The organism is Pseudoalteromonas pernae (genome assembly GCF_039831865.1).
Taxonomy (GTDB): domain Bacteria; phylum Pseudomonadota; class Gammaproteobacteria; order Enterobacterales; family Alteromonadaceae; genus Pseudoalteromonas; species Pseudoalteromonas pernae.
Map to the genome: position 1 here is coordinate 295,023 of NZ_JBDODM010000005.1, position 24,978 is coordinate 320,000.

General features: G+C 45.4%; 17 protein-coding genes and 2 rRNA genes (1 of these 19 cut by a window edge). 7 read left to right on the top strand and 12 right to left on the bottom strand.

All coding sequences use genetic code 11. The annotated features are described in order from the left end of the window. Nucleotides 1-66 precede the first annotated feature (66 nt). The 3 genes from recJ to xerD form a co-directional block, all read right to left on the bottom strand. Nucleotides 67-1,818 (bottom strand): single-stranded-DNA-specific exonuclease RecJ, encoded by a 1,752-nt coding sequence (gene recJ / locus V1358_RS13890; protein WP_347393892.1) that lies wholly within the window; start codon nucleotides 1,816-1,818, stop codon nucleotides 67-69. 67 nt (nucleotides 1,819-1,885) lie between these two features. Continuing rightward, complete coding sequence (gene dsbC / locus V1358_RS13895; protein WP_347393893.1) at nucleotides 1,886-2,641, bottom strand: bifunctional protein-disulfide isomerase/oxidoreductase DsbC; 756 nt, start codon at nucleotides 2,639-2,641, stop codon at nucleotides 1,886-1,888. Between the two features lie 165 nt (nucleotides 2,642-2,806). Continuing rightward, on the bottom strand, nucleotides 2,807-3,712 hold the full coding sequence (xerD, locus tag V1358_RS13900) for a site-specific tyrosine recombinase XerD (protein ID WP_440589903.1): 906 nt from the start codon (nucleotides 3,710-3,712) through the stop codon (nucleotides 2,807-2,809). Between the two features lie 99 nt (nucleotides 3,713-3,811). Here xerD and fldB point away from each other — a divergent pair, with 99 nt between their 5' ends. Continuing rightward, nucleotides 3,812-4,330, top strand: a complete 519-nt coding sequence (gene fldB, locus V1358_RS13905; RefSeq protein ID WP_347393895.1) for a flavodoxin FldB — start codon at nucleotides 3,812-3,814, stop codon at nucleotides 4,328-4,330. A gap of 427 nt (nucleotides 4,331-4,757) precedes the next feature. Here the strand turns inward: fldB and V1358_RS13910 are convergent, their stop codons facing one another. Further along, entirely contained in the window at nucleotides 4,758-5,483 is a 726-nt protein-coding gene (locus V1358_RS13910; protein ID WP_347393896.1) for a tRNA1(Val) (adenine(37)-N6)-methyltransferase, read from the bottom strand. A gap of 39 nt (nucleotides 5,484-5,522) precedes the next feature. Between V1358_RS13910 and srmB the strand changes: the two genes are divergently transcribed. Beyond that, nucleotides 5,523-6,755, top strand: a complete 1,233-nt coding sequence (gene srmB / locus V1358_RS13915) for an ATP-dependent RNA helicase SrmB (protein WP_347390445.1) — start codon at nucleotides 5,523-5,525, stop codon at nucleotides 6,753-6,755. Nucleotides 6,756-6,802: 47 nt separating this feature from the next. On the opposite strand, the gene V1358_RS13920 is transcribed toward srmB, so the two are convergent. Beyond that, nucleotides 6,803-9,679 carry a M16 family metallopeptidase gene (locus tag V1358_RS13920; RefSeq protein WP_347393897.1) on the bottom strand — a complete coding sequence of 959 codons (2,877 nt, stop codon included), beginning with the start codon at nucleotides 9,677-9,679 and terminating at the stop codon, nucleotides 6,803-6,805. Nucleotides 9,680-9,943: 264 nt separating this feature from the next. Here V1358_RS13920 and V1358_RS13925 point away from each other — a divergent pair, with 264 nt between their 5' ends. Then, the gene (locus tag V1358_RS13925) at nucleotides 9,944-10,900 is read left to right on the top strand and encodes a methylenetetrahydrofolate reductase (RefSeq protein WP_347393898.1); all 957 of its coding nucleotides are present in this window, start codon (nucleotides 9,944-9,946) and stop codon (nucleotides 10,898-10,900) included. Nucleotides 10,901-11,026: 126 nt separating this feature from the next. Further along, a complete protein-coding gene (locus V1358_RS13930) occupies nucleotides 11,027-12,343 on the top strand; it encodes a S41 family peptidase (protein ID WP_347393899.1) in 1,317 nt (438 codons plus the stop codon). A 58-nt stretch (nucleotides 12,344-12,401) separates the two neighbouring features. On the opposite strand, the gene V1358_RS13935 is transcribed toward V1358_RS13930, so the two are convergent. The 4 genes from V1358_RS13935 to purL all read right to left on the bottom strand — a co-directional run bounded on the left by V1358_RS13935 (nucleotide 12,402) and on the right by purL (nucleotide 19,400). Next, the gene (locus tag V1358_RS13935) at nucleotides 12,402-12,722 is read right to left on the bottom strand and encodes a YdbL family probable chaperone protein (RefSeq protein WP_347393900.1); all 321 of its coding nucleotides are present in this window, start codon (nucleotides 12,720-12,722) and stop codon (nucleotides 12,402-12,404) included. Nucleotides 12,723-12,730: 8 nt separating this feature from the next. Next, nucleotides 12,731-12,904, bottom strand: coding sequence for a YnbE family lipoprotein (locus V1358_RS13940; RefSeq protein ID WP_347391812.1), 174 nt, complete (start codon nucleotides 12,902-12,904; stop codon nucleotides 12,731-12,733). A gap of 28 nt (nucleotides 12,905-12,932) precedes the next feature. Then, nucleotides 12,933-15,395: an intermembrane phospholipid transport YdbH family protein gene (locus tag V1358_RS13945; protein ID WP_347393901.1), complete on the bottom strand. Its 2,463-nt coding sequence runs from the start codon at nucleotides 15,393-15,395 to the stop codon at nucleotides 12,933-12,935. Between the two features lie 120 nt (nucleotides 15,396-15,515). Further along, nucleotides 15,516-19,400 (bottom strand): phosphoribosylformylglycinamidine synthase, encoded by a 3,885-nt coding sequence (gene purL / locus V1358_RS13950; protein WP_347393902.1) that lies wholly within the window; start codon nucleotides 19,398-19,400, stop codon nucleotides 15,516-15,518. Between the two features lie 200 nt (nucleotides 19,401-19,600). Between purL and mltF the strand changes: the two genes are divergently transcribed. Then, nucleotides 19,601-20,989 (top strand): membrane-bound lytic murein transglycosylase MltF, encoded by a 1,389-nt coding sequence (gene mltF / locus V1358_RS13955; protein WP_347393903.1) that lies wholly within the window; start codon nucleotides 19,601-19,603, stop codon nucleotides 20,987-20,989. A 61-nt stretch (nucleotides 20,990-21,050) separates the two neighbouring features. Further along, nucleotides 21,051-21,221 (top strand): hypothetical protein, encoded by a 171-nt coding sequence (locus V1358_RS13960; RefSeq protein ID WP_347391690.1) that lies wholly within the window; start codon nucleotides 21,051-21,053, stop codon nucleotides 21,219-21,221. Here V1358_RS13960 and tadA read toward each other — a convergent pair. Then, the gene (tadA, locus tag V1358_RS13965; RefSeq protein ID WP_347391689.1) at nucleotides 21,218-21,724 is read right to left on the bottom strand and encodes a tRNA adenosine(34) deaminase TadA; all 507 of its coding nucleotides are present in this window, start codon (nucleotides 21,722-21,724) and stop codon (nucleotides 21,218-21,220) included. The genes V1358_RS13960 and tadA overlap by 4 nt on opposite strands. A gap of 142 nt (nucleotides 21,725-21,866) precedes the next feature. Here tadA and V1358_RS13970 point away from each other — a divergent pair, with 142 nt between their 5' ends. Continuing rightward, nucleotides 21,867-23,171: an inosine/guanosine kinase gene (locus V1358_RS13970; protein WP_347391688.1), complete on the top strand. Its 1,305-nt coding sequence runs from the start codon at nucleotides 21,867-21,869 to the stop codon at nucleotides 23,169-23,171. Nucleotides 23,172-23,892: 721 nt separating this feature from the next. Here the strand turns inward: V1358_RS13970 and rrf are convergent. Together rrf and V1358_RS13980 are read right to left on the bottom strand one after the other, a co-directional pair. Then, nucleotides 23,893-24,007, bottom strand: a 5S ribosomal RNA gene (gene rrf / locus V1358_RS13975). Nucleotides 24,008-24,146: 139 nt separating this feature from the next. Then, nucleotides 24,147-24,978: ribosomal RNA gene (locus V1358_RS13980) — 23S ribosomal RNA — on the bottom strand; it runs 2,053 nt beyond the window's last position.

The following is a 24,978-nucleotide window of genomic DNA, read 5'->3' on the forward strand; positions in this document are numbered from 1 at the left end:
GCTCGCTTTATTAGCGCTTTTAGACGAATAAGTACAAATTTATTGCTAGACGCAACGCGATAGTGTTTAACCTCGTTTTTGCATCTCGTGAACGATAAGTTGCAATGAGAACTGACCTCTGAACTCATTAATATCGAGCTGATAGGCAAGATGCACAAATCGCACTTGTGTATCAGGCCATTCACGTACATTAATGTTAAAGGCAATCGCATCGACTACACGGCCACTTTGATGGCGCAGTACAAGTTTAAGGTGTTTTTCCCCCACCACACGCTGCTGCAAAACTTCAAACGTATGTTCGAAAACAGGCTCGGGGAAATGCTGACCAAACGGGCCTGATTGACGCAATAACTCTGCAAATTCAAGCGTGAAGCAATCGTTGGGCAATTCACCGTCGGTGAGCAACACACATTCTTTGGCTTCGTCAGTCAGTACCTTAGAAACTTCCTCACAAAAAACGCGCTGAAATTCGCTAAAAAGCGATTCAACTATGCTCAATCCAGCGGCCATTGCATGACCACCAAATTTAACAATAAGTCCCGGATTCATTGCATCAATGTGCGCCAATACATCGCGCATGTGCACACCTTCAATCGACCGACATGAACCTTTCAAATGACCGTTGTCGCCAGCAGCAAAAATTGCCGTAGGACGATGATGCTGCTCTTTTAGTCGTCCAGCTAAAATGCCGATAACCCCTTGGTGCCAATCTTGTTGATACAAACACAAGGCATCAGGTATTTGCGTGTTCCCCAAAGAGAGTTTAGCTAATGCAGCTTGCGCTTCTTGCTGCATACCTTGTTCGATTTCTTTGCGTTCTGCGTTAAGTCCATCCAACTCATTGGCGATGCGGCGGGCATTATTGATATCTGGCGACAATAAACAGGCTATGCCCAAACTCATATCATCAAGACGCCCAGCAGCATTGAGGCGCGGGGCAAGCGCAAAGCCAAAATCACTGGCATTAAGTCTCGCTTGGTTACGCTTTGCGACTTCAATTAAAGCTTCAATACCTGGACGAGTCTTACCGCTGCGAATGCGGGCCAGCCCTTGATGCACTAAAGTGCGATTATTTGCATCCAAAGCTACAACGTCGGCAACTGTTCCAAGAGCAACTAGGTCAAGCAAGTTGCCTAAATTTGGTTCAGCTTGGTCATTGCGTTCGAACCAATTGGCTTCACGGAGAGTATGGCGAAAGGCGATGAGTAGATAAAATGCCACACCGACACCGGCAATTGATTTTGAGGGAAATTGGCAGTCGTGACGGTTTGGGTTCACGATAGCATCTGCATTAGGCAGACTTTCACCTTGTAAGTGATGGTCTGTGACCAATACTTTAATGCCCGCCTCTTTCACTCGCGCAATGCCGTTTATACACGAAATACCACTGTCGACCGTGATCACTAAATCCGGTGCCAAAGCCACTATATGTTCGGCTAATTCAACACTTAAGCCATAGCCAAAATTAAATCTGTCAGGGACCAAATAATCGAGCTGCTCAAAACCAAACATACGCAAGCCATGCATTAGAGTCGCAGTACTCGTTGCGCCGTCGGCATCAAAGTCGCCAACAATCAATACCTTTTCTTGCTTACTGAGGCTTTCTAGTAGCAGTTGCGCAGCTTTATCGATGTCACAAAACAACCGAAAGTCATGCAATGTGGCTACACTGTTGTCGATATGGATGGGATCATCGACGCCACGAGAGGCATAAATTTGACGGATCACAGGATGTAATTGGGGGTTTAGGTGGGAATCATCCACTCGTTCTCGAGCGACAATTGTCGTTTTCGCCTGCAAGGCTGCGCTCCATAACATGTAAAAAGGCCTGATGCTGATTTCGGTTTTATCCAAAATCGGCAACAGACCTAATCATTATTCTAAATTAAGATTTGTGATTCAGTTGCTCGATAGCACGACTGATTGTGTCCGCTGGCTGGTAACCTGGGATCATACTACCGTCAGATAGAATAATTGCCGGTGTACCGCTAATGCCGAAGCTTTGGCCGAGTTGATAATGCTCTGCAACTGGTGCATTACACTGCTCAATTGTTTCTGGTTTAGAGCCTGCTTTTGCATCCGTAAGTGCTTGTTGTTTGTTATCAGCACACCATACGTTCATTAGATCAGTGTATCCAGAACCTGACAGGCCACCACGAGGGAAAGCAAGATATTGAACAGTGATGCCTTTATCAAGGTAATCATCTAGCTCACGATGAAGCTTACGGCAATAACCACAGGTGATGTCTGTAAATACGGTGATTTTGCCTTTCTCGTTATCCGCCTTGTAAACGATCATCGAGTTTTCATATTCTTTTACGCCTTCAAGACGCACATCGCTCAATGCTGCTTCCGTAAGGTTCTTACGCTGATCAAGGTCAATCATAGTGCCTTGCATCAAGTAGCGGCCATCATTACTGGCGTAAAACACACCTCTGTCAGTGATGACTTCTTGCATACCAGGCACTGGGCTCGGGCTTACACGTTTAACAGTGATACCCACAGAAGCTAATTTAATCTCTACAGGCTCAGCGACAACTGGTGCAATTTGATCTTTAGTAGCAACACTCTCTGCCCACAGGTTGTAACTAGCCAATGCACTTACACCCGCTAGGGCTAAACCAACAACTAACTTTTTCATAATTCGTATCTCTAAAACTTTTTGTATCTACTTTAGTAGACCGCACAACCGCAATAAAATTCTCGCCTGAGCATACCATTCCAACTAACGCTATCCCCAGAATAGCGGTCAGTTCAGCGCCATTTTCACTTATTTGAGTAAAACCGTTATCTTCACGTCCATAAGCTAAGCCCTTGGATGGTGAGCTTGGTGCACCGATTTTAACCTTTCATTGGCCACATGTGTGTATATCTGGGTCGTAGATAAATCACTGTGTCCGAGCATCATCTGCACAACTCTCAAGTCAGCCCCATGATTAAGCAAATGCGTTGCAAAAGCATGACGCAAAGTATGCGGCGATAGATCTGATTTGATGTTCGCCAACATAGCATAGTGTTTGATGCGATGCCAAAATGTTTGCCTTGTCATACCAACGCCGCGTTTAGAAACAAATACAAAATCGGTAGCATGCTTTACAAGCGCTGGACGCCCAAATTTAAGATAGCGAGCGAGCCAATCAAGCGCTTCCTCTCCCATAGGAACCAAACGCTCTTTACCGCCCTTACCTTTTACGAACACCACGGCTTGGTTTTGATTAATATGCTCCATGCGTAAACCAATCAATTCACTGACACGTAACCCTGTTGCATAAAGCAGTTCCAGCATGGCTCTGTCGCGCAACTCCATAGGCTCTTCAACATTGGGCGCATGAAGCAGTGCCTCCACGTCAGTTTCACTTAGGGTTTTAGGCAACGACTGACCCGCTTTAGGGCGAGAGATGGTTTCCATCGGTGAAATTCGCAACTGTTTTTCACGAATCAAGTGCTGATAGAAACGCTTTAGAGCACTAATGCTGCGAGCTGTGCTTCGCGGGCTTAAGCCTATATCAACACGATACGCGAGATATTGCTCTACGTTTTGCGTTTCCACCGCAGGTAATTCCATCGGTGCAATAAAGTCACTGAATTTGGTCAAATCGGTACGATACGCAGACAAAGTGTTGTCACTGGACCCACTTTCAAGAAACAGCGCATCTAAAAACAATTCTATGTGTTCGTGGTTAGCGGGATGTGGCTGAGGCTTACTCACAATTTTCCATGTGTTGGTTAGACTAAAACCATCATATCAGATAGATACTCACCGCACGATACGTTAGACTTCGCCCTATGAATGACTAGTAATGCGACAACAATGAAGATTGGCTTATTTTACGGTTCGACTACCTGCTACACAGAAATCGCTGCAGAAAAAATCCGCGATATTATCGGTGCCGATGTCATCGATCTATTCAATATTAAAGATGAACCGCTCAAAACGGCTGAAAATTATGACTTCGTCATTTTTGGTATTTCAACCTGGGACTTTGGTGAAATTCAAGAAGATTGGGAATCACACTGGGACGACATCAAAGATGTGAATCTTTCAGGTAAAGTCATTGCGCTGTTTGGCATGGGCGACCAACAAGGTTATGGCCAATGGTTTCAAGATGCTTTGGGCATGCTTCATGATGAAATCGCGCCTCAGGGCGTTCAGTTTTTAGGTTATTGGCCAAATGACGATGAATATGAATTTGAAGCATCTAAAGCATTGACTGAAGATGGTTCTCATTTTGTAGGGTTAGCGTTAGATGAAGACAGTCAGTACGAAAAGAGTGATGAGCGCATCGCCTCTTGGGTTGAACAAATCATGACTGAGTATGCCGATTTATAAGACTAGAATCTTTTTTCTTTCAAGCATATAGTGAGAATAAGCATCAAAGGACTGAAACATGATGAAAAAGCATTTCCTTATAATCCCAGCTATTTTGATTTTAAGCGCATGTGCCAATGTAAAATATGACACCGGTTCGAAGCCCGACATGAATGCCCGAAGTTCTGGCCATCAAGTGCAGGAGTATAGCAATCTAGAAATTGCACGCCTTCACGCTGAGTTTTTACGACCCGTATACGCCTCATCTTGCACTAGCCAATCTGTGGATACGCTTATACGGGCGTTGAAAAAAAAACACATACGCTGTTGGTGGTAATGGTTTAGTCGTTGAAGACTGTTACAACAAGGTCGTGCCTGGATGCGATAAGTTTATTGAATGCCAAGGCTCAGCCTACGATGTTCCTAAATCTAACGCTACAAGTCGTTTCTAAAACCTTAAATAAAAGTCTTTGCACAGGCGTTGGTAATCTTCGCTGTAATCATCGCCTGTATGAATCACCAATTCTTGCTTATCTAGCTTTCTTTCATCCCAACTAAATTGCATCAACCAGCGGCTGATTGCTTTTCTTTGCGTTGTCCTCACTTCGCACAAGCGTGATAAATGCGCCCCATTCTCTAATGCTAAAGACCTAAACTTCTTCCCTTGTTCAGCCGGTAAAATAACAGCTAACTCACAGCTTGAACTGCCAACTCTTTGCCATAACTGTATTAAATCAAAGAACTGCAATGAGTCAGTATGACGGGCTAAATTACGTTTTACATCCTGCGCTTTAAGCGCATCTTCAAAATAAGGGGGGTTAGATACAATTAAATCGAACCTGTCATTGCTACTAAAATGAATCGCATCAACATGATCAACCTTAATATCTGGCCATGGGCTGGTAACAATATTTTGTGCTGCTTGAGCTATAGCATCGGCTTCGATATCAATCGCCGTGATAACTGCCTCGGGTTGGCGCTGTTTAACCATCAACGCTAACAATCCCGTACCTGTTCCCACATCTAAAATGCGCTGTTTATGGGTAACATCCGCCCATGCTCCTAGCATGATGCCATCCGTAGATACCTTCATTGCGGTGTTACATTGAGCGATAGAAAACTGTTTAAACTGAAAACCTGCCACTTTAGACCTTTGTGTTTGTGTATTCGACACGTATAATTGCTTCTAATTGTCCTTCATTTTGACTCCTTTATGCAATTTGCCGATTTTGATCTAGATAACGGGCTACTTAACGCCATTGACTCACTAGGATTTAGTCAACCCACCAGCATTCAACAGCTTGCTATTCCAGAAGCCCTTGAAGGCCGTGATGTGCTTGCTAGTGCGCCAACTGGTACAGGTAAAACAGCTGCGTTCTTGATCCCCGCAATTCAGTATTTGTTGGATCACCCGCGCCGTAATCCGGGGTTTGCTCGCGTACTGATCATGACCCCGACCCGAGAGCTTGCTTATCAAGTACATGAGCAATGTGAAAAGCTCGCTGCACAGACCCACCTCAAGATTGGTGTGGTCACAGGAGGCATCAACTACGGCACACATAAAGAGATTTTCGAAAAAAACAATGACATCTTGATTGCCACGCCTGGGCGCTTAATGGAGTATCTAGACACAGAGAACTTCCACGCAGAAGACGTTGAGCTGTTAATTCTTGATGAAGCAGATCGCATGTTGGACATGGGTTTTCGTAAAGAAATGCTGCGCATCTGTGAAGAGGCGAAAAACCGTCGTCAATGCATGCTGTTTTCAGCAACTTTGGAAGGCGACAGCGTTGAGAAATTCTCGGACCGAATTCTTAACGATCCAGCAAAATTAGAAGCCACGCCATCACGCCGTGAGCGCGGTAAGATTTTGCAGTGGGTGCATCTGGCAGATGATTACAATCACAAACTTAAGCTACTTGTGCACTTGTTACAGCAAGAAGATGTCGAAAAAGCAATTGTCTTCGTAAAAACACGCGAACGTTTGGAGTCGTTAGTTGGCGAGTTATATACCCACGACATCAAAACCACTTGGTTACGTGGTGAAATGCCGCAAGACAAGCGCATGGCGGCGATGGCTAGCTTTCACAGTGGTCGCACTAACATTTTGATTGCAACTGACGTAGCCGCTCGAGGCATTGATGTAAACGACATCAGTCACGTATTCAACTTCGATATGCCACGCAGTGCAGACGTATATGTTCACCGTATTGGGCGTACTGCTCGTGCAGGTAAAAAAGGCACCGCGATTTCACTGGTAGAAGCTCATGAAGTTGCAATGGTCGGCAAAATTGAGCGATACACTGAACAAGTGTTGAAACGTCGCAAGATAAAAGGTCTAGAACCGCAACACAGAGAAGCTAAGTTGCCACCTAAGAAGAAAAAAGACCCAGCTAAAATTCGCGCTAAGCGCAAAAAAGCTAAAGCTAAGTTGAAGAAAAAATAGCAATAAAAAGGCCGCTCAATGAGCGGCCTTTTTGTGCGTAGCATCGATTACTTAAACACGTCTTCCACAGCAACAACCTTGATGTTCTTGCTTGGAATAGCCAGTTTGTAACTTTCGATTTGCTTATCTTCAGCAATCAAATCAGCTGGCTTGTCGGTGTTGTATTTTAGCGGCGATACTTGCTCTGTTGCTAAGCGCTGCTTCATATCTTCACCGTCACCACTGACAAACACATAGTGAATATTATCGGTTTGCAGATTTTCACGAATAACGCGATTCACATCATCCACAGTCAATGACTCTAGTTGCGTGCGCACATAATCAGCAAAGTTATCAATGCCGTAAAATTGGCTGTCTAAGGCATAACCTAACTGGCGGTTTTGGCTTGCTACTAACTGCGGCACAAAGTTCACGAGGAAGTTGCGCGTTGCGTTGAAGTCCGCCTCGGTCATACCCTCGTTAATCAGCTTATCCAACTCAAACAGTGCTGTACGTGTCGCAAAGTGCGCGTCATTATTTGAGCGCAATGGACGAAGCCACACTTGAAAGATTTGCTCCGAACGCCCTAAGTTAGCATCTGGCTTAGTTTGGAACATACCACGCGGGAAGTACTCAATGTATGCGTAATCACCGTAGTTCATTCCACGCACTTGGCGAATACGTTCAAACAACCTGGCATTTGAATTTCGGTGTTCACCTAAGAACGAACGTACCAACCACAACGCCGTCCAATCTTTGCTTGAACGCGTTGTATCGATTGGGAAGCCAAACGACACTGCGGTAGATTTCGCATTCTTTTCAACAATTGTTGCATGGTGACCCACAAGTGCAGGTGCATCAGGAATGCTCAACCTTGCTTTGTCACCCGCTGGCAGTGATTGCAAATCTGTCATCATTTGCGCTTTTACATCATCCGGTAATGCACCAATTAGACCTAAGTGCAAATTACGTTGGGTAAAGTTTTGCGCATAGAAAGCTTTTACATCATCAAGAGTAAGTGCTTCTAAGTCAGACAAATCACCATAGTTGTAGTTTGCGTATGGGTGGCCTTGATAAAGTTCTGCGTAAAGCACTTCTTTACCTAGTTCTTCGTCATTTGACGCTTTTAGACCTGAGGTGATGCCGTCAATCAATTCTTTTTTCAAGCGCGCAAAGTCATCTTCACGAAAACCTGGGTTGAGAAGCTGTTCACTCACTAGGTCATACCATTGCTCGGCGTTATCTTTGTGGATACGGCCACGCAATGAAATCATTTCCTTATCGATTTGGTAACTAAAGCTACCTGCGATTGGGTAAAGCGCTTTTTGGATTTCTTTGTAGCTCATCGATTGGCTACCACCTTTAGCAAGCATGGCCGCAGTTAACGCCGCTACGCCCTTTTTGCCTTCAGGATCCGCTGCCGCACCTGTGTAGAACAACCAGTTCACATCAACCAAAGGCGAGCTGTTGGTCTTATCTAGAACACTAAACAACTGCTCAGTTGGCGCACCGTTTATCTGTGCAACTAAACTATCTAGCTCCACTTCTTTATCGAACCCAGCCACCTTATCCTGTGCCGACATAGTCACTGTTGTGCGGCTATTGTCGGTGAAGTACTTATTAGCAATGGCACGGATATCGTCGCTGGTAACACTGTCTGCACTTTGGTATAGCGCGTTAATCACTTCTGGATCACGTTCAAAATGCATGTAGCTCGCAAGCGTTGAAGCAATTGCTTGCGATGAATCCAAGCTATTGATAAAGCTGTATTTCGCGTTTGATTTCAATGCAGCGAGCTTGCTTTCATCCACCAGCTCAGTACGCGCTTTTGCATACGTCTCGTTGATTGCGTCACGCACTACAGCTAAATCAGCTTCATCATCTACTTTTACAAATACGTGCAGTAAACCTGGATCTTTGGTTTCTGGGTTATACGTAAACATTTGTGATGCGATTTGCTTTTCTACTACAAGCTGCTGATATAGCTCTGAGTTTTCAGAGAAATAAAGCTGCGATAGTAAGTCCAGTGCTGCTCGGTCTTTAGTATTTGGGTTCCATTGCGTGCCTTTGTAAGACACTAGCAACCAATGACCCGGCAACCCTTCGTACTGTTCATGCACATACCGAGGTGCAGCTTGCTTTGGCTCAACAGGGATATCTGCTTGGTAATCACCTCGCTGCCAATTACCCCAATGCTTTTTCACCATTTTGATGGTTTCTTGAGGGTCAACATCACCAACAATTACTAGCGATACATATTCTGGTTTGTAAAAACGCTCAAAGAAGGTTTGTCCGTACGCACTTTGATCAGGCATTGCTTCAATGTCTTCAAAAAAGCCCATAGTGGTGTGTTTATAGGTGTGCTTGTCGAACGCTTCTTTACGCACCGCAGAGAGTAATTTACGAATTGGGCTGGCGTTATTTTTTAGGTATTCGCCCTTTACTGTTAACGCTTCTGTACGGAATTGCTCTTCGGTATAGCTGAGGTTTTGGAATACATCCGCCTTCACTTCCAACACTTTGTCTAAGTGCTGTTTAGAGAAATTTAAGTGGTAGTTGGTGTAGTCATTCGTGGTGTAGGCACGATTATCAACACCTGAGTTTTTCATGATGTCTGCGTACACGTCTTCAGGGAATTTCTCAGAGCCTTTAAACATCATGTGTTCAAAGAAGTGTGCAAAACCTGTTTTGCCCGCTTCAACTTCATTTCGTGAACCTACAGAAACAGGAATTTGCAGTGAAACCACGTCGGGGTAATCGGTTTTCACAACCATTACACGTAGACCGTTATCAAGTTCTTCTAATACGTAGTCTTGTGAAAATACTTTTTGACTTTGCTGCGCTACCGCCGCAGAGGCCGCGCCTGTTTGTGTCGTTTGCGTGCTTTGGCAACCACCGAGCGCAAGCGCCAGTGCAATACCAGAAGCAATAACTGATAGTTTCATCGTTCCTACCCTTTATAGTTTATTTAATTCTGATTTTTGTCGAAATCATTATGCAATAAATTCATTCTTGGGGCGTCAATCTTGCGATATTTTTGCTGTAAACAAATGTGTCTGTCCGTAAACAACGAGGACCTACTCACGAAGGAATGAGCCATAACATGAATGCAATTCAAGTTCATTGAGGAAGTTTCATAACAAAAAGCTGTTTAGACGTCTAAATGGCTGTTATAGTTATTTCATTAACTGCATATGGGAATGAGGATCATGGCGCTAACACTGCAAGAGAAAATTGAGGATGCTCGTCAAGGGGTGTACCTCATAGGTACGACACCGCCAAAATTTGACACCGACGACATTAAGCTACAAGCAATTGCTGAGAAGCTACTTGGCCGCTTGCATGAAATCGAATACGACGGCGTGGTTGTCTACGACATTCAAGATGAAAGCAGTCGAATCAGCGCGCCAAGACCGTTCCCATTTAAAGAAACCATCGACCCACGTCGTTACAGTCGCCTACTACGCCGATTATCGCACCTTGATGTGATCACATACAAAAGCGTTGCACAACGTAGTGGAGCTGAATTTAACCAGTGGCTAGACGCAACTCACGAGGAACATAACCTAAATAACCTTGTACTGGTTGGCAGCCCTTCATCAACGGGCGACGTAAAGCTCAGTTTAAACGATGCCTATAAGCACCTCGGCGAACATGACCATGACTTCTTTTTAGGTGGAGTCACCATTGCTGAGCGCCATGCAAGTAAAGGCAATGAGCATGAGCGTCTATTAACTAAGACTCAACAAGGTTGTAAGTTTTTCATTTCACAGGCTGTATATAACGCCCAAGCGACGATAGATTTAATCACTAGCTATGCTCGCAGTTGTCGCCAACAAGGTCTTGAGCCAAAACGTATTATCCTTACCTTTACGCCTTGTGGTGGTGAGAAAACATTAGAGTTTATGCAGTGGCTAGGCATTTCCGTGCCCGAGGCAACTAAGTACCGTATGCTTGATGCCGAAAATACGTTGAGTGAATCAGTGCGTATCTGCCGTGAGAATCTTGATTTAATTCTACGTAGCTGTGCGCACTTAGATGTGCCACTAGGCTTAAATATTGAATCTTTGACTAATCGTAAAGAAGAAATCGATGCGTCTATCAATCTTTATCGCTTGCTTAAAGCAACCATGGAATTGAGTTTAGCGGAGCGCCAAATAGCCTAACTCCCTCCCTTCATTTTCTTTTGCTCTACGTTGCGCTACCTAATTCGGTGGCGCTTTTTTATTTCCCCGCTATTTAAACGCTTTAGCAACTTACTGCGTCTAACTCCAATAAAAAAGGACTTAACAATGTACGTTGCAAAACTAATTAGACTCTCAATACTATTAATAACAATACTTTCTTTGCAGGTATGGGCCAGCTCTGATTCAACTGCTATAAACGCTCTAGAGCCTACACTCACACCTCAACAAATGCATGAAGACATTGATAAATGGTGGCAGTGGACCAAAAACACCCACCCAAATCTGTCTTTACGTATAGCGGATATCAATACATTTGAAAATAATTTAAAGGAGCTGAAAAGCAAGCTTAACTCGCCCTTGAATGTAAACGATTTTCTCGCACACATTAGTATTTTGAATGGCCAGTTCAATGACGGACATATGAATATCATGGTCCCAAGTCAGCGTCGTCTGGTAGAACAAATCACTGAGGGGAAAAATGGATTATTCCCATTTGAAGTAAATATAGTGGATGGTTTAATTTCAATAAGCGGCAAACTTGGTGGCGACAAAAGTATTTACGAAAACGCACGCATTGTTGCTATCAATAACCATTCTATCGAGTCGATATACACTAAGTTGATGTCGCGAATGTATGGAGACACAGTGGCCCACAAAGAGGCCTTGCTAAGTAGCAAGTTTGCTTTGTATTACTGGTTGTTCATTGATAAAAGCAAGGATTTTGTTATTACGTTTAGGGATAAAACACGTCCACTAAATTTGGTTGTTAGCGCATCGAATAACAAACCCTTAAGCTTGCAATCTTCTACTTTCGAAAACACGTTTAAGTTTGAACTGTTAAACCCTGATGAAGCCAAAATGACCATCAATGAATTTTGGTGGCATGACAAGCAAGCATTCTATGACTTTACTCAAGACGCATTCACAAACCTGCAAGCTCACAAAATTAAACATCTAATCATTGATGTCAGCCTTAATCGTGGTGGTGATGATGATATGTGGAAGAAAGGACTACTCAATTATATCGCCGACAAACCGTATAGGCACACAAGCTTCTACCAGAAAAAAGTGATCGCTGAACATCGAGACGAAGGGGAAGAAATCGGTGATGTTATTAGCAAGAGTTACCAAAAGTACGAACCCAGTGGTATCGATAACCCTCTCTATTTTGACGGGAAAGTCAGCGTACTTGTAGGGGTTAACACATACTCTTCTGCTATTTTGTTTGCCAATACAGTCCAAGATCATGGATTTGCCCGAATCATAGGAGATGCCACTGGCGGATACAGTTGGCAAACAGGTGGGATTCAATTTTTCACGTTGCCCAACTCAAAGCTGCGTGCTGTCAGCCCCCGCTTTTATTTAGCGCGCCCAAGTGGGCAGGGAGAAAACCGCGTAGTAGAACCCGACATCACTGAATAAACGCTTTTGCAGGCTCTCGCACCGTCAATGCTGTGCGGGGGCCTGCGAATTCAGCCTATTACTTTTTACGCCATTGGCCATCAATTTTGACCATTTGGCCCGGTGATGTTTTTGCGATTGCTTTGGCACCGGCAAGCGTTTCAACTTGCTCTAAAGTAATGCCATTTTTCTTAGCTAAAGATAGATACTTTGCTTTGCGCTTAGCGTTGATGTCCGCTATCAATTGCTGAGCATCGGCGTTACTTTTTACTACTTCAAGATAACCGCTGCTCGTCTCACCCACTATGCCCTGAGACTTTGCTTCATCCAAAGTTAGTGCAAATGCATTGAAGGTCAGCATCGCTGCGGTGAGTAAACTTGTCCATTTGATCATTTTCATAGTGCCCCCTAAAACAACTCACTGTCGTCGCTAAATAACTCGTCCAATTCTTTGTCTACTTTTACGCGGATCTCATGATCTACTTTCACGTTTAAATTGATGGTAATGGGCTCTTTCGCTTCCACTTCAACCTTGTGAGTACAGCCCGACAGGCCACCCAATAAAGTGCTCGTTAATGCCATTGCCACCAGCAGCTGTTTGCTCATTGGCTTACTCCTTTGCTTGATACTCTCGCTCCACTTTCTTTGTGATTTCATCACTTAAGCGCAGCGCCTTAAACAGGGTATAGATATTCTCTTCATGATTGTAGTTAAAATTAACGGCTTGCTTGTGGTCAGGGTTTTCACCCTTTATCCGCATGGCCATTGTTAACCAACCATCACTTTTCAAATTCACATCAGCCTGAATGTCATGTATATCTAAATTTTCTAACATGCCAAGCATAGGGCCCAATTGCTCTTGCTGCGACTTCACAGCGTTGAACGCGGCATTGTTATCTATGGTCAACTTTCCTGGCTGCTGAGAGTAAACACGCCCATTCTCAACACTCACCCCACTTTCATCAAAGCGCAAAGGTAATGAAGCGCCAAGTATCCCTTTGAATGCGATCCCTTGCTGGGGCTCCAATGCAACAAGTTTACTGGCATCGATACTGTCTAATGTAACAATTGTATTTGGACGCTGTTTGTTGAGTCCCGTCACATACATTTTGTCCATTGTTAGCGTACCGCCCAATACACTGGCAGTCACATCAGAGAGATATACATCCTGTTCAAGCCCAACTTGTCCCTTGATGTGTTTCAATACAGGACCCGCTCGCACCTCATCTATAGTAAAAGTAGATTCTTGGAGATGAAGTTGACCTGAATTCCATTTTCCTTGTGGTTTGACTGACAGATTTTTTGCTAAATAACTTTGATACAAAATGTCCGCATTAACGATACCTAACTGCCAATCGAATTGTTGTAACTTGGCATCCCCATCAGCGCTCAATGAAACTTGCCCTTCGCCAAGCACCACATCAGCATTGAGCTGACGTACAAGAGGCGTGAAAGCGCTCAAGTCGGTATTATTTATTGTCAGACTGACAGGTGAATTGTTGCTATCAAAGTTATGCTTCGCTAAGGCGTTGATACCTTGCCATTGCAATAGGTGAGAGCCTTCGATTGCTCGTGCAATAGTGACATTACTGTCGATTTTGATATCAGAGAACAGCAGTGAATCGTAACGCAACCTAGCGATTGTACTTTGCGCTTTCACCTTGGCAGATTTGCGCCCTACTCCTATGTCTCCTGTAATATCGTAAGTTTGGCGTAAATTTTCAACCGATGCTCCGTAGCTATTCAACAGCGTAAAATGCGTGTTCACTCGCCCTTCAATGGCGCCATCAGCTGTTAATTTCAAATCAACATTGGCTGTTACTTCATTTGCATCAAGCCCTTGAGCTTTTATTTGTTCGCCACTCACTCGTGCTGAAAGCACACTTTCACCCCAGAAGTGATACTCAAAGTCACCGTCACTACGTAACTCGGAAACTGAGAGCGCTAATTGTTTTGGTAATTTGAATTGGCCTTCGTAGCTTCCCGCGATATTGGCATTTGAATATTGCCCCTGACTAGTAACACTGCCGTATTGACTTATCTTTGCCTCAAGCGCGTATTCACCTTCAAAACTGAGCACCTGCCAATTTAGCTGGCTTTGCTTTGCCAGAACATTGAGAGACTCTTTTCCTGCTTGGGTACTGATAGTTAATGATGGCATGCGCACATTACCCAATAAATCCAACGTCATAGGCTCAACCGCATTTACTTGCCATTTCGCTGCGCGCAAGCCACCGAGATGTTGTGTGTACTGCGCTAATTTAGCGCATTGTGGCAATGCCACTTCGGTAGTTAGCGCGCTGGTATCAAGTTGAAATACATGCATATCTTTAGATTGCAATGCAATACGCCCGACACTCGCGACACGCCAAGTGCACTGCTCACCTGAATCAACATTTACCTGTGTTTGGGTAATTACCTGTGCATCAACGCGATTGCCCCAAAACTTGCCCTTAAGACCTAAATTAGTCACCGAAGCCTGCCAAGGTAGCTCTGCCTGATACAAAGATTGCGCCTGTTCTAGTAACAGCTCTGTAAATGTATCGCTCATGCTTATATCAACACTTATCACATCCGCATCAAGCGCCCATTCCCCATTCACATCTCCTGCAACCGCAAAACGGTTGAGCCTTTGCTCGCTAATTGAAAATTGCATCGCTCTGGCAAGACCGGGATAGGAAATTGATGCTGACTCAATATGCAGTAGCGGGCGTTTGATGGGGAGCAATAAAGCTAATGGAGCATTCTGCCATTGGGAGTCGGCACTATTGGACTGAGCTAATGTAGTCGCGACCACCGTCGCCTTTTCTATTTCCAAGGCATCGAAGGTCAAAGAGATCCCTTCGAGTGTTAAAGAATGCCCCTGATATGATAAACAGAGTCGATTAGCCTCAATGGCGAACAACCCTTCGCCCCATTGCCAGTCTGCACAGGTCAATTGAGCGTCGTAGTGATCCAAATAATGTTTTGCCACAGCATGGGTAATTTCAGTGCGGTACACATAGGATACCCCTATAGTGGCGGCTATCACACAGATGATAATCAGCAATGAGTATATGACTTTGCGCAGCATAGCCTTCCTTAAGCCTGCAACATTGATTCAATACTAACACGGTAAAACTGAATCTGCCGCGAATAAAAAAGGCTGCAACGGCAGCCTTTTTTTAAATTTTAGATTCGCTATTAATACGAATTAACCAACATGCTTACGTGCATTGCGGAACATACGCATCCACGGGCTGTCTTCTTTCCACTCGTCTGGGTGCCATGAGTTCGCCACTGCGCGGAATACACGCTCAGGGTGTGGCATCATTACTGTTGCACGACCATCAGTAGAAGTAATACCTGAAATCGCCTCTGGTGAACCATTCGGGTTCGCAGGATATTGCATTGTTGGGTTACCGTAGTTATCCACGTATTTAACCGCAACAGTACCTGAGTTCACAGCCGTTTGAATCGCCGCAGCATTTGCAAACTCTGCACGACCTTCACCGTGTGAAACAGCGATTGGCATACGAGAACCAGCCATGCCGTTGAAGAAGATAGACGGGCTTTCTTGTACTTCAACAAGCGTAGCGCGCGCTTCGAAACGCTCACTTTGGTTAGTTACAAAACGTGGCCAATGCTCAGTGCCTGGGATTAGTTCACGTAATGTTGAAAGCATCTGACAGCCGTTACATACACCTAGGCTGAACGTGTCTTGGCGTTCAAAGAAGGTCTGGAACTGATCGCGTGCCATGTCGTTGAATAGAATTGACTTAGCCCAACCTTCACCAGCACCTAGTACGTCACCGTAAGAGAAACCGCCACACGCCACTAGACCTTTGAATTGCTCCAGTGTTAAACGACCTTCAAGGATGTCACTCATGTGTACATCGATTGCAGCAAAACCAGCGCGGTTAAACGCAGCCGCCATTTCAACATGTGAGTTAACGCCTTGCTCACGCAAGATAGCCATCTTCGGCTTAGCGCCTGTGGCAATATAAGGTGCCGCAACGTCTTCGTTGATGTCGAAGATCAGCTTCACATTTAGACCAGGGTCATTTACGTCAGCTTTTGCATCATGCTCTTGCTGTGCACATGCTGGGTTGTCACGTAGTGACTGCATTTGATATGTGGTTTCAGCCCATGCTAGACGAAGCTCAGTACGGCTGTTATCAACAATGGCAGTACCCGCACGGTTGATGATTAGCTGATCCGCATCATTCAACGTACCAATTTCATGGCTTAATGCCGCAAGGCCGTTGTCCGCAAGCACTGCTTTAACAGCTGCTAGGTCGTCATTACGAACCTGAATTACGGCACCGAGTTCTTCGTTGAATAACACTTCTAAATCAGAACCTGCTAGTGCGTCTAGTTCTAGCGTTACGCCAGTGTGACCAGCGAACGCCATTTCCGCAACAGTTACGAATAGACCACCGTCTGAACGGTCATGGTAAGCCAATAGTTTTTCTTCGCTTACAAGTGCTTGCATTGCGTCGAAGAAGCCTTTTAATAGCTCAGGACTATCTACGTCAGGCGTTTTGTCACCTAACTGCTTGTAAACCTGTGCCAAGCTTGATGCACCCATGCGGTTTTGGCCTGCGCCAAGGTCGATAAGGAGTAACGTTGACTCGCCTTTGTCAGTACGAAGCTGAGGCGTGACTGTTTTACGAATGTCTTCAACACGACCAAATGCTGAGATAACAAGAGAAAGAGGTGCAGTCACTGCTTTGTCTTCTCCGTTGTCTTGCCATGTAGTCTTCATCGACATTGAGTCTTTACCTACAGGGATAGTCAGACCAAGTGCAGGACATAGCTCTTCACCTACCGCTTTAACCGCTTCGTAAAGACCAGCATCTTCGCCTGGGTGACCCGCTGCTGCCATCCAGTTTGCAGATAGCTTAATGTTGTTCAATGAACCAATATCAGCACAGGCGATGTTTGTGAGTGACTCTGCTACAGCTAGACGAGCAGACGCACCAAAGTTTAGAAGTGCCGCAGGTGTGCGCTCACCCATTGACATCGCTTCGCCGTGGTAAGTGTCATATGCAGCAGCTGTAACCGCACAGTTTGCTACTGGCACCTGCCAAGGACCTACCATCTGGTCGCGAGCAACCAAACCAGTTACAGAGCGATCGCCGATAGTAATAAGGAACGTTTTTTCCGCGATTGCAGGAAGACGAAGTAAACGTTGAACTGCATCTTTTACAGTAATCTGCGCTGTATCAAGAGCTTCAACTTGCGCTTGCTTTGACGTTACGTCGCGGTGCATCTTAGGTGCTTTACCCAAAAGTACGTCAAGCGGAAGGTCAACAGGGTTGTTGCCGAAGTGTGAGTCAGCTACGCGTAGGTGACGCTCTTCAGTTGCCGTACCAATCACTGCGTATTGCGCACGTTCACGCTTACAGATTTGCTCGAAACGGTCGAAGTTTTCTTCGGCAACAGCTAGCACGTAACGCTCTTGAGATTCGTTACACCAAATTTCATGTGGTGCCATGCCCGGCTCGTCGTTTGGTACGTTACGAAGTTCGAAGATACCACCACGGCCACCATCGTCTACAAGTTCAGGGAAAGCATTTGATAAACCACCCGCGCCCACATCGTGGATAAACGCGATTGGGTTTTCGTCGCCTAACTGCCAACACTTGTCGATAACTTCCTGACAACGACGCTCCATTTCTGGGTTTTCACGCTGTACAGATGCAAAGTCTAGGTCTTCGTTTGATTGACCCGATGCCATTGATGACGCAGCACCGCCACCAAGACCAATGTTCATTGCAGGACCACCAAGAACGATTAGCTTGGCGCCAACAGGGATTTCACCTTTTTGTACGTGCTCAGTACGGATGTTACCTAAACCACCGGCGATCATGATTGGCTTGTGGTAACCACGAACCTCTTCACCATTGTGGCTATTAACAAGCTCTTCGTATGTACGGAAGTAACCAAGTAGGTTTGGACGACCAAATTCGTTGTTGAATGCTGCGCCACCTAATGGGCCTTCGATCATGATATCGAGCGCTTCAACGATACGACCTGGTTTGCCGTATTTGCTTTCCCACGGTTGTTCAAAACCTGGGATGCGTAAGTTAGATACACTGAAACCTACAAGACCGGCTTTTGGCTTAGAACCACGACCTGTCGCACCTTCGTCACGGATTTCACCGCCAGAGCCTGTTGATGCACCAGAGAAAGGAGAAATAGCCGTTGGGTGGTTGTGTGTTTCAACCTTCATCAAGATTTCGATATTTTCTTGATGGTATGTGTACTCACCTACGAAATCAGGGAAGAAACGACCGGCAACAGAGCCTTTCATTACCGCAGCGTTATCTTTATAGGCAGATAACACGTTGTCGCTGTTTTGCTCGTAGGTATTTTTGATCATTTTGAACAGTGATTTAGGCTGCTCGATGCCGTCGATTGTCCAATCAGCATTAAAGATTTTGTGACGGCAGTGCTCAGAGTTAGCCTGTGCGAACATGAATAGTTCGATGTCGTTCGGATTACGACCTAGCTTTTGGAAGTTCTCAACTAGGTAGTCAATTTCGTCGTCTGCCAGTGCAAAGCCCTGCTCAACGTTTGCTTTGGCAAGCGCTTCACGACCACCGCCTAGGATGTCTACTGATGACATTGGGCGAGGTTCGTCATGCGTAAATAACGCGCTTGCATCTTCCATCGAGCGGTGTGTCGCTTCTGTCATGCGGTCATGTAGTAGCGCTGCAACTTCATTTACTTCACATACACTCAAGTTACCTTCAACATAGTATGCAATACCACGTTCAATACGGTGTACTTGTGCTAAACCACAGTTATGTGCGATGTCAGTTGCCTTCGATGCCCAAGGAGAAATAGTGCCTGGACGTGGCGTAACTAAGATCAGCGTACCTTGTGGCTCGTGCTCTTGGATATGAGGCCCGTAAGTAAGCAGCTTTTCAAGCTTGGTTTGCTCGTCTGCACTTAACTCGGCTGTTAAATCAGCAAAGTGCATAAACTCAGCATACACATCAGTTACAGGTAGGTTAGCTTGCTTACATTGAGTAAGTACTTTTTGAACGCGAAAATCGGAAAGTGCTGGCGCACCACGCAGGATTAACATAGGTAATATCATCCGGGGTTAAGGATTGAACGACAGTTGCCGCGCATTATACTTATTTTCGCCTAAAATGCGAGTTAAAGGGATGACAACAAGGACGATTGTCCGCATTTTTTGAGGTTACACTTTTTGCCCCAAAGTAGAGATGACGCAAGGCCTTGGTTTTGTTATAAGAGTAGTTACCTAAGCAAAAGGGGCACGCAGTGAGAATATTTGGGTTAGCACTGGCTTTACTGGTTATTTTAGGTTGTTCAGAACCGCAAAAACCGACACAACTTGAGCATATTTATCAGACCAAAACACTTCGTGTGGGCACACTCGCGGGTGCCAGTAATTACTATCAAGGCACTCAAGGTGAGCAAGGGTTTGAATATGAACTCGCGCAGGAATTTGCTCAGTACATGGGTGTTGAATTAGATATCGTACCTTTTTTCTCACTCAACGACATGTTCCAACGCTTAGACAGCGGTTCACTCGATTTAATCGCCTCTGGAATTGGTTATTCTCCTGTTCGTGCCGAGCAATATCGCTTTGGCCCCAGTTATCGCACCATCAGCCAAAAGCTTGTATACAAACAAGGTCGTAAACGTCCACGTAGCTTTGAGGATATTACAGGAAACCTCACAGTGCTTGCGCGCTCAAGTCACTCGCAAACCTTGTATCGGATGCAAAAGAAATACCCAGCGCTGAGCTGGAATGAAACCGATGAGCTCGATGAGTCTGAATTACTGCAAGCCATCATTGATGGAGATATCGATTACACGCTCGCGGATTCACACACCTTGGCACTGTTCCGCCGTTATCATCCAAATCTTAGTATTGGCTTCTCTGTGACACAAAATGACCCCATTGCATGGGTAATGCGTCAAGACAATGATGACTCCTTGTATGCGTTAATGATTGAGTTTTTCGGTGATGTAAAAGAAAGCAACAGGCTCTACGCACTGGAAGAAAAATATTTTGGCCATGTTCGTCAGTTTAATTACGTTAACACGTTAGCATTTATCGAAGCGGTTGCTGATACGTTGCCAACCTATGCTCCATGGTTTAAAGACTACGCCCAAGAGCTGGATTGGCGTTTGTTAGCAGCACTGAGCTATCAGGAGTCCATGTGGGACCCCAAAGCTAAATCCCCCACAGGGGTGCGCGGTCTGATGATGTTAACTCTACCCACAGCCAAACAAGTCGGGGTTAAGAATCGTCTTAAGCCCGAGCAAAGTATTGATGGCGGTGCCAAGTACTTACGCTACTTGATTGAACGTGTTCCTGATCGTATTCCCCAACCAGATCGTACTTGGTTTGCACTTGCAGCCTATAATGTAGGATGGGGTCACGTGAATGACGCGCGTGTCTTAACGGAGCGTGATGGCGCAGATCCAGACAAATGGGCGGACGTTAAAAAATACCTACCGCTGCTTGTGAAGAAACGTTATTATCGAACAACAAAGTATGGTTATGCGCGTGGAGATGTTGCCGTAACCTACGTAGATAATATAAGGCGCTACTACGACACATTAGTCTGGCTCGACGAGAACCAAGCACTGGATGTGGTTGAAGCTAGTGCCACGGAAGAATCAGCAGGAATGCCATAAAACTGTCACTTGTTCGTGTTTTGATGGCAGCTCTCCCCTCTCACTTTCAAGGAGAAGTAGTATGTTGAAACGTCGAAGAACGCATAACTTTAAACGTCGTGCCATATTTTCGGGTTCTAAACGTAGAAGAGTGTTAAGAAAAAACACTCATAGTAAAATACTCTGGCGTCGCCGCCTATTTGCTGCCCAGCAAATGGAAGAGCTAGAGCAACTGAGCATGGTAGAGGTTTAATTCCTCTGCGTGCTCTGCTGGCGCGCTTTTTTCTTTTCTTTATGTTCTTGTCTTCTACGCTTAAAAAAAGCGGATAACTGCTCAGCACATTGCTCAGCTAACACACCTGATGTGACTTCCAACTGGTGATTCAACCTCGGCTCTTGCACTAAATTCATGATTGAGCCAGCCGACCCAGTCTTTAAATCCGTTGCCCCAAATACCAAACGTTTAATACGGCTATGCACCAAAAGCCCGGCGCACATAGAGCAAGGTTCCAGTGTTACATACAAAGTACAATCAATAAGACGATAGTTATTGAGCGCCTTTCCAGCATCTCGAATGGCCATCATTTCTGCGTGGGCAGAAGGGTCGTTGAGCGTAATAGATTGGTTCCACCCCTCAGCTATGAGCTCATCATCTTTAACGAGTACCGCACCGACAGGAATTTCATCAATCGCTTCAGCACGTTGCGCGCACTCTAAGGCTTTTTGCATCCAATACTGATCGTCAAACTTCGTCATATATGCTCAAATAGCTAGAATAAAGTCGCGATTATATCGCGAAAAGCGGTAATTTTATAAGTATCACCATAGCCTGCACAGGCTAAATTAAGATATAATTCGCCGCTTTTTTTGTTCTATGGATACCGCAAACGGGTAAGTCATGAAGTTTCCTGGTCGCCGAAGACACAAACATTATTTTCCAGTGGAAGCCAAAGATCCACTAACAAACCAGATCCACGCTGAGTCTCGACTCAAGCGTAGCTACATCGTGGGCATTGATCAGATCGTGGTCGATATCGAAGCGAAGGTCGACCTTGCCTTTTTAGATGAGTTCGGTTTGCGTCGCGGTATGTCTCAGGTCATAGACAGTGACACCACCAATGCCTTGTATGATCGCCTAAAGCTCAATGATATGGTCGATTATGAGTTTGCCGGTGGCACCATAGGTAACACAATGCACAATTACTCTGTGCTCGCTGATGATCGCTCAGTACTCCTTGGGGTAATGAGTGAAAACATCAAAATTGGTAGTTATGCCTACCGATTCTTGTGTAATACCTCTAGCCGCGTCGATCTCGACTATCTGCAACCTGTAGATGGTCCCATTGGTCGTTGCTTTACGCTTATCGATGAAAGTGGCGAACGTACCTTTGCGATTAGTGCAGGGTTAATGAACCACTTGCGCCCTGAGTCGATTAGCCAAGAGCTTATCGAAAACTCATCAGCACTGGTGATCAGCGCATACCTAATGCGTACTCAAGGCGCCGAAACAATGACCGAAGCGACGATGCAAGCGGTTAAGTACGCCAATGATGCGGGTATTCCTGTAGTGCTGACACTTGGCACTAAGTTCCTTATCGAACAAGATCCTACTTGGTGGGCAGAGTTCGTAGACAAGCATGTAGATATTCTTGCTATGAATGAGGAAGAGGGTCATGCAATTACTGGATTTGAAGATCCTTTACTCGCTGCTGATAAGGCGCTTGATTGGGTTGACTTAGTGATCTGTACCGCAGGCGAGCGTGGCATGTTTATGGCTGGTTACATTGATGAGCAGTACAAACGTGAAACTGAGTACCCGCTGCTCCCAGGCGCCATCCCTGACTTTAACCGCTATGAGTTTTCACGTGCGATGCGTAAGCAAGACTGTGAGAACCCAATTAAAGCGTACAGCCATACAGCACCGTTTATGGGTGGCCCAGACAGCATTAAAAATACTAATGGTGCCGGTGATTGTGCGCTAGCAGCAGTGCTGCACGACATTAGCGCTAATGAATACCACAAACGCAATGTACCTAACTCAGCGAAGCATCATCACGAAGCGATTACCTACTCTTCTCTAGCGCAGATCAGTAAGTATGCAAACCGTGCAAGCTATGAAGTGCTTGTTCAGCATTCACCGCGTCTAACTCGTGGTCTGCCAGAGCGTGAAGATTGCTTAGAACAAGCTTACTGGGAACAGTAAATAGTCCTTGTGAATCATTACATTAAGCCGCTTATATAGCGGCTTTTTTGTTTATGGCTATCCTTAAGAGTGATTCATGTTCTAAACGGTACAAATGCTTTTGCTAAGTAAATTGGTGGAAAAGTTACGCGCGAACCGTAGTTTGATTGCTGTAATGGTAGTTCTTGGTTTGATAATTTGCGGCGCTTGCATTGCGCTCGTTCCGTCTGACTTAGGCTTTGACCTTATGGGACCCCTCGTCACCTTTCCTTGGGGCCTTTTCTGCATTGCCTTTATTCGGAGACCTTCTGCCCCAGAGGTTGTTTTCTTCGCTGTATTTGCACTATGCGGTCTTGCTTGGCCATTGCTCTAAGCCTAAGCTGACAGAGAACAATAAGCGTCCTATTGTTGAACAGAAGGAAGCGAGAACAAAGATAAATAGAAACCCAATCGGCACAAAGCAAACAACCCGTCGTATTTCTGCAACGGGTTTCTTTAATTAGGCGAAGTAAGACCGAAGCACAGCTTCGCAGCTTACGGAGGTGAGGTCAGGGATGACCGAGGTAACCAAGCTACAGGGACGTATTGTTGAAACCACTCTTAACCCTGCCACTTGTTATATAACAATAAGACTCGGCTATTGGCGTATTCTAGATTGGTTTAAACTGTTTTATGTCGATTCGTTAAACGCCAAAAAGCAAAAAACCCGCTGCATTACTGCAACGGGTTTCTTTAATTAGGAGCCTGGTGATGACCTACTTTCACATGGCAAATGCCACACTATCATCGGCGCAGTTCCGTTTCACTTCTGAGTTCGGCATGGGGTCAGGTGGGTCCAGAACGCTATTATCACCAAGCAAAGTTGGTTACTAATCGCTATCGCAATCAGTATTAATTCGGAAAGCTGCTCTTTATTTCAAAGTAATAAGTAATCGTCTACTTCAGTCTTTAATTTCTAACTTCTAACTTAACAGTCTCACACCATTTTGGCGTTGTATGGTTAAGCCTCACGGGTAATTAGTACAGGTTAGCTTAACGCCTCACAGCGCTTCCACATCCTGCCTATCAACGTTGTAGTCTTCAACGGCCCTTTAGTGGAGTCGAACTCCAAGTGAGAACTCATCTCGAGGCTCGCTTCCCGCTTAGATGCTTTCAGCGGTTATCGATTCCGAACGTAGCTACCGGGCAGTGCCATTGGCATGACAACCCGAACACCAGCGGTTCGTCCACTCCGGTCCTCTCGTACTAGGAGCAGCCCCTCTCAATTCTCAAACGCCCACGGCAGATAGGGACCGAACTGTCTCACGACGTTCTAAACCCAGCTCGCGTACCACTTTAAATGGCGAACAGCCATACCCTTGGGACCGACTTCAGCCCCAGGATGTGATGAGCCGACATCGAGGTGCCAAACACCGCCGTCGATATGAACTCTTGGGCGGTATCAGCCTGTTATCCCCGGAGTACCTTTTATCCGTTGAGCGATGGCCCTTCCATTCAGAACCACCGGATCACTATGACCTACTTTCGTACCTGCTCGACGTGTCTGTCTCGCAGTTAAGCTGGCTTCTACCATTACACTAACCGTACGATGTCCGACCGTACTTAGCCAACCTTCGTGCTCCTCCGTTACTCTTTGGGAGGAGACCGCCCCAGTCAAACTACCCACCAGGCACTGTCCGCAACCCCGATTCAGGGGCCAACGTTAGAACATCAAACATACAAGGGTGGTATTTCAAGGATGGCTCCACGGTAACTGGCGTCACCGCTTCAAAGCCTCCCACCTATCCTACACATGTAGGCTCAATGTTCAGTGCCAAGCTGTAGTAAA

What these genes read in the sequence shown, in the direction of transcription:
- recJ (WP_347393892.1), bottom strand. Translation starts at nt 1,818, where the DNA reads ATGTTATGGAGCGCAGCCTTGCAGGCGAAAACGACAATTGTCGCTCGA.
- V1358_RS13970 (WP_347391688.1), top strand. Translation starts at nt 21,867, where the DNA reads ATGAAGTTTCCTGGTCGCCGAAGACACAAACATTATTTTCCAGTGGAA.
- V1358_RS13935 (WP_347393900.1), bottom strand. Translation starts at nt 12,722, where the DNA reads ATGAAAATGATCAAATGGACAAGTTTACTCACCGCAGCGATGCTGACC.
- V1358_RS13960 (WP_347391690.1), top strand. Translation starts at nt 21,051, where the DNA reads ATGTTGAAACGTCGAAGAACGCATAACTTTAAACGTCGTGCCATATTT.
- V1358_RS13945 (WP_347393901.1), bottom strand. Translation starts at nt 15,395, where the DNA reads ATGCTGCGCAAAGTCATATACTCATTGCTGATTATCATCTGTGTGATA.
- purL (WP_347393902.1), bottom strand. Translation starts at nt 19,400, where the DNA reads ATGTTAATCCTGCGTGGTGCGCCAGCACTTTCCGATTTTCGCGTTCAA.
- V1358_RS13920 (WP_347393897.1), bottom strand. Translation starts at nt 9,679, where the DNA reads ATGAAACTATCAGTTATTGCTTCTGGTATTGCACTGGCGCTTGCGCTC.
- V1358_RS13940 (WP_347391812.1), bottom strand. Translation starts at nt 12,904, where the DNA reads ATGGCATTAACGAGCACTTTATTGGGTGGCCTGTCGGGCTGTACTCAC.
- fldB (WP_347393895.1), top strand. Translation starts at nt 3,812, where the DNA reads ATGAAGATTGGCTTATTTTACGGTTCGACTACCTGCTACACAGAAATC.
- dsbC (WP_347393893.1), bottom strand. Translation starts at nt 2,641, where the DNA reads ATGAAAAAGTTAGTTGTTGGTTTAGCCCTAGCGGGTGTAAGTGCATTG.
- V1358_RS13930 (WP_347393899.1), top strand. Translation starts at nt 11,027, where the DNA reads ATGTACGTTGCAAAACTAATTAGACTCTCAATACTATTAATAACAATA.
- V1358_RS13925 (WP_347393898.1), top strand. Translation starts at nt 9,944, where the DNA reads ATGGCGCTAACACTGCAAGAGAAAATTGAGGATGCTCGTCAAGGGGTG.
- srmB (WP_347390445.1), top strand. Translation starts at nt 5,523, where the DNA reads ATGCAATTTGCCGATTTTGATCTAGATAACGGGCTACTTAACGCCATT.
- tadA (WP_347391689.1), bottom strand. Translation starts at nt 21,724, where the DNA reads ATGACGAAGTTTGACGATCAGTATTGGATGCAAAAAGCCTTAGAGTGC.